Source organism: Accumulibacter sp., assembly GCF_031732815.1.
Lineage (GTDB): Bacteria > Pseudomonadota > Gammaproteobacteria > Burkholderiales > Rhodocyclaceae > Accumulibacter.
The window spans coordinates 1-3,780 of record NZ_JAVMKF010000201.1 but is presented as its reverse complement, the minus strand read 5'-3'; the positions used below and the strand labels follow the sequence as shown (position 1 = coordinate 3,780).

At 68.0% G+C, this 3,780-nt stretch carries 3 protein-coding genes and 2 pseudogenes; 4 read left to right on the top strand and 1 reads right to left on the bottom strand.

From position 1 onward, the window contains the following. Positions 1-366 (top strand): annotated as a pseudogene (locus RKP46_RS13015) (transporter substrate-binding domain-containing protein); the annotation flags it as partial. Between the two features lie 39 nt (positions 367-405). Here RKP46_RS13015 and RKP46_RS13010 read toward each other — a convergent pair. Further along, positions 406-1,719 (bottom strand): HD domain-containing phosphohydrolase, encoded by a 1,314-nt coding sequence (locus RKP46_RS13010; protein ID WP_311107031.1) that lies wholly within the window; start codon positions 1,717-1,719, stop codon positions 406-408. Positions 1,720-1,923: 204 nt separating this feature from the next. On the opposite strand from RKP46_RS13010, the gene RKP46_RS13005 reads away from it, so the two are divergent. The 3 genes and pseudogenes from RKP46_RS13005 to RKP46_RS12995 form a co-directional block, all read left to right on the top strand. Next, complete coding sequence (locus tag RKP46_RS13005) at positions 1,924-2,727, top strand: hypothetical protein (protein ID WP_311107030.1); 804 nt, start codon at positions 1,924-1,926, stop codon at positions 2,725-2,727. A 212-nt stretch (positions 2,728-2,939) separates the two neighbouring features. After that, positions 2,940-3,461, top strand: a complete 522-nt coding sequence (locus RKP46_RS13000) for a sigma-70 family RNA polymerase sigma factor (protein WP_311107029.1) — start codon at positions 2,940-2,942, stop codon at positions 3,459-3,461. Continuing rightward, a pseudogene (locus tag RKP46_RS12995) lies at positions 3,458-3,780 on the top strand (hypothetical protein); the annotation flags it as partial. The gene RKP46_RS13000 and the pseudogene RKP46_RS12995, both read left to right, overlap by 4 nt.

Sequence of the window (3,780 nt, the reverse complement as noted above, 5' to 3'; positions counted from 1 at the left end):
GACGAGTATGCGGCGATGGTGAAGAGCAACAAGCGCTATCAGGAAAACAGCAAGCAGCGTGCGCAGGTGATGATGCTGTTTACCGGCCGGGTCGAGGTGCTGCATATCGACACCACCATTTTCGCCTATTGGCGTAATCAGATCGGCAAGACGACCGACATCGACGTCTGGCAGGACATTGAGACTTACCACTTCGGCGAAATCTATTTCAACTACCTGTTCCGCGACCGCCAGGTGCGCGACCTGTTCGACGCGAGGTTCAAGGAACTGCGCGAGCGCGGCGACTACGCGCGGATTTATCAGAAGTACACCGTTCTCGAATCGAAGCCGGAGGCGCCGCGCGAAAACGCTCAGCGAACGCGGTGAGCCCGCGCGCTGGCAGTTCGCTGAGCGAACGGGCGCGACTCAGCGCTGGTCGGCCAGGTACGACCAGTTGATCTTTCGGCGGGGCAGCAGGTAGTCGAGTTCCTCGGCTGGACGCTCCTGCAGGCGCAGCGGGCGCTCGATACTCATCGTGTCGTCTTCCGCCAGGTCGACCATGATCGACTGTCGGCGCGGTACTTCCGGCGCATAGACCAGAACCTTGGGTTTGAGCGGCTTGCCGGGCGGTGCCGAGCCGACGACGGCGGCAACCCGGCCGTCGGCAAGTTGCACGATCGAACCCGGCGGATAGACGCCCATCGCGCGGACGAACAACTGCAGCAGCGTCGCGTCGAAAGCCTTCTTCTCGCGCGTCCACATCGCCGACAGCGCTTCGGAGGGGGATAGTGCACAGCGGTAATCGAGCGGGTTGACCAGATTGTCGAAGCGGTTGGTAATGGCGACCAGGCGCGCCGCCAGCGGGATGGCATTGCCGGCCAGACGGTCGGGGAAGCCGCTGCCGTCGAAGCGCTCGTGGTGCGCCAGAATCGCGTCGAGCATCGCTTGCGACAGGTTGCCGGCACGCGCCGCCAGTTCGTGCCCGGCGCGGCAGTGGTTCTGATAGATCGCTTCCTCGTGCCGGTTGCGCTCGTTGTTGCGCAGGATCGACGGATTGATCGTCACCTTGCCAATATCGTGCAACAGAGCGCCAATGCCGAGCGCGCGCAAGGCAGGTTCCGGCAACTGCGCCTGCTTGCCGATGAGCAGCGCCAGCGTCATCACCGAGAGGGCGTGCGCTGCTTGTCCATCGTCCTGCGCCTTCTCGGCGATCAGCGCGATGGCGCTGTCCGGGTCGGCGAGCAGCGCCGCCGTCGACTCGGCGCTGACCAGATCGACCTCCCTCACCGCCTCGCGCGGGTTGGTGGTGAAGTGCCGGATCGCGCCGCCAACCGCTTTCGCGGCACCGGCGAAGTGCTGCTGCGCTTTGTCCAGACGCTCGCGCAGTTGCGTCATCTTGCGCGAGCGTTCCTGCTTCTCGGCCATGCGCGCTGCCGCTACCGCGCGCAGGCGGGCGCTCTCCGCGGCGCTCGCGGCCGGGTCGGCGGCGGCCTTTTCGCCCGGCGGCTGGCGTGGCAGCGGCGGAACGCGGCAGCGCGCCGGGTCGCAGAAGATCTGCGGCAGGTTCATCGCTGCGATCAGGCGCGCCTGCTCCTCGTCGGCGATGACGAAGGAGTTGAACATGAACTGATGTTCGATCCAGGGAACCGGCAAACGGACGTGTACGCCGGGGCGCAGTTGGCTTGCGTCGAGGCTGATCTCACCGGCTTGCGCCGTGGCGGAATCAGGGGCTGCAGACATGGCTTGTTCTCCCTTACGAAGCGGCGGCTGGCGGCCGTGCGACAACCGCCACTATAGGGCAGTCCGGCCGGCCATCGCCAGTCGATCGATGTCCGCCGTTGCTCCGCCTGGTCGCCAGCCATCGCCGGAGCTTGCACGGTTTAACCCCATCCGACCGACACGCGCGTCTACGCGTCCATGTTCAACCCCCGAAGGAGATATACCATGCGCGCGCTCATGTTGTCGTGTGTTTTGCTGTCCGCCTGTAGCCTGCTCGCGGCGCAGCCGCCACAACTGGTCGAACTGGAAGTGGTGAGCCGCGCGAGCGGCCAGGTATTGCCGCGTTACCCGCACCGTGGGGAAAACTGGATCGCCGGTGCGCCAGGCGAGCGTTATGCGCTGCGCATCAGCAACCGTAGCGGCGAGCGCGTACTGGCGGTACTCTCGGTCGATGGCGTCAATGTGATCAGTGGCGAAAGCGCGGCGAGCACGCAGTCGGGTTACGTGCTCGAGCCCTATGGGCGGGCCGAGATTGCCGGCTGGCGCAAGAGCATGAACGATGTGGCCGCGTTCTACTTCACTACGCTGCCCGATTCCTACGCAGCGCGTACCGGCCGTCCGCACGATGTGGGCGTCATTGGCCTGGCGGCGTTCCGCGAGCGGCCGCCGGCAATTGCGCAGCAAGTGCCGGTGGCGCCGGCCGCAGCGCGCGCCAAGCCGGCTTCGCCCGCGTCGGCCGAGGTCGCCGACGCTGCCGGCAGCGCCGGTGGCGCGTCCAGCCGGATGGCGGAAAGCGCGGCCAGCGCAGCGCCGACGCTGGGCACCGGGCACGGCGAACGACAATGGGCGCCGACGCGCCACACTTCGTTCGAGCGCGCGACGAGTTCACCCGAGCAGGTCGTCGCTCTGCGCTACGACGCGCGCGAGCGCCTGTTGGCGCGCGGCATCATCCCGCCTACCGTGCGCCCACCGCAAACCCGGCCGCGCCCGTTCCCGGCGGAAAACGGCTTCGTTCCCGATCCCTCGTGACGGCGAGTGTTCACGCTACCATTGGCGCCGATCTTCACGAGCGGGGAGCGCGGTGGCGCAGAGCGAACAGATTTCACCCGGGCGCCGGCGCCGCGCGCCGGATACGCGCGGCGACCAGCGGCTAGCGTCGGCGGCCGGATCGCACACTGCGCCCGCGTCCGTCTTGCCGGGCTGAGGTCGAGCTGGACGAACTGCGTACCGACGAGGGTCTGATGCACGCCTGGTGCTCCGGCGAGGAGACCGCTTTCGCCGTGCTCTACGCGCGCTGGCGGCTGCGCCTCTATCGCTACCTGGCCCATCAGGCGCCGCGCGAAGCGGATGAACTGTTTCAGGATGTCTGGCTGCGGATCAGCGCCGCGCGCAGCCAGTTCATGGGCTCGGCGAGGTTCTCGACCTGGATGTTTCGCATTGCGCATCACCGCCTGATCGATCACTTCCGCACGCATGCGCGGCACCTTCTCGTCGAGTACGACGATGAATCGCTCGAGCAGATTCCGGCAGCGCCCGAACTCGACCCATTGACCTGCGTGCAGCGCCAGCAGGCGGCGGCCGCGCTGCTCGCCGCCGTGCAGGCGCTGCCGGCGCCGCAGCGCGAAGCCTTCCTGCTCGCCGAAGAAGGCGAGCTCAGTCTGGACGAAATCGCCCAGGCGATGGGCGTGCCGCGCGAGACGGCAAAGAGCAGGTTGCGCTACGCCCAGGCGAAACTGCGCAGCGCACTGGCGGTCTGGCGATGAACGAGCGCGATCAGCAAGTCTCGGCCCTGTGGCGCGAAGTCGAGCACCCGGCACCGCCTGCGGCGCTCGACGCCGCCGTCCTCGCCGCGGTGCACACCGCCGCGCCGCCTGGCGCGCCCAACCTGCCGCGTGCGGCGGCCGGGCGCCGCTCGTTCTGGTGGCGCTGGCAAGCCGGCTTCGCGCTGGCCGCCGTGGTCGTTCTGTCGAGCAGCTTGAGCTGGCTGGTGCACGATGCGCAGCAAGCCAGCGAAGCGCCCGCCGCAGCGTCCGGCGCGCGCCCGGCGCCCGGCACGCCGGCGCCTCGCTCGCTTGCTCCGGC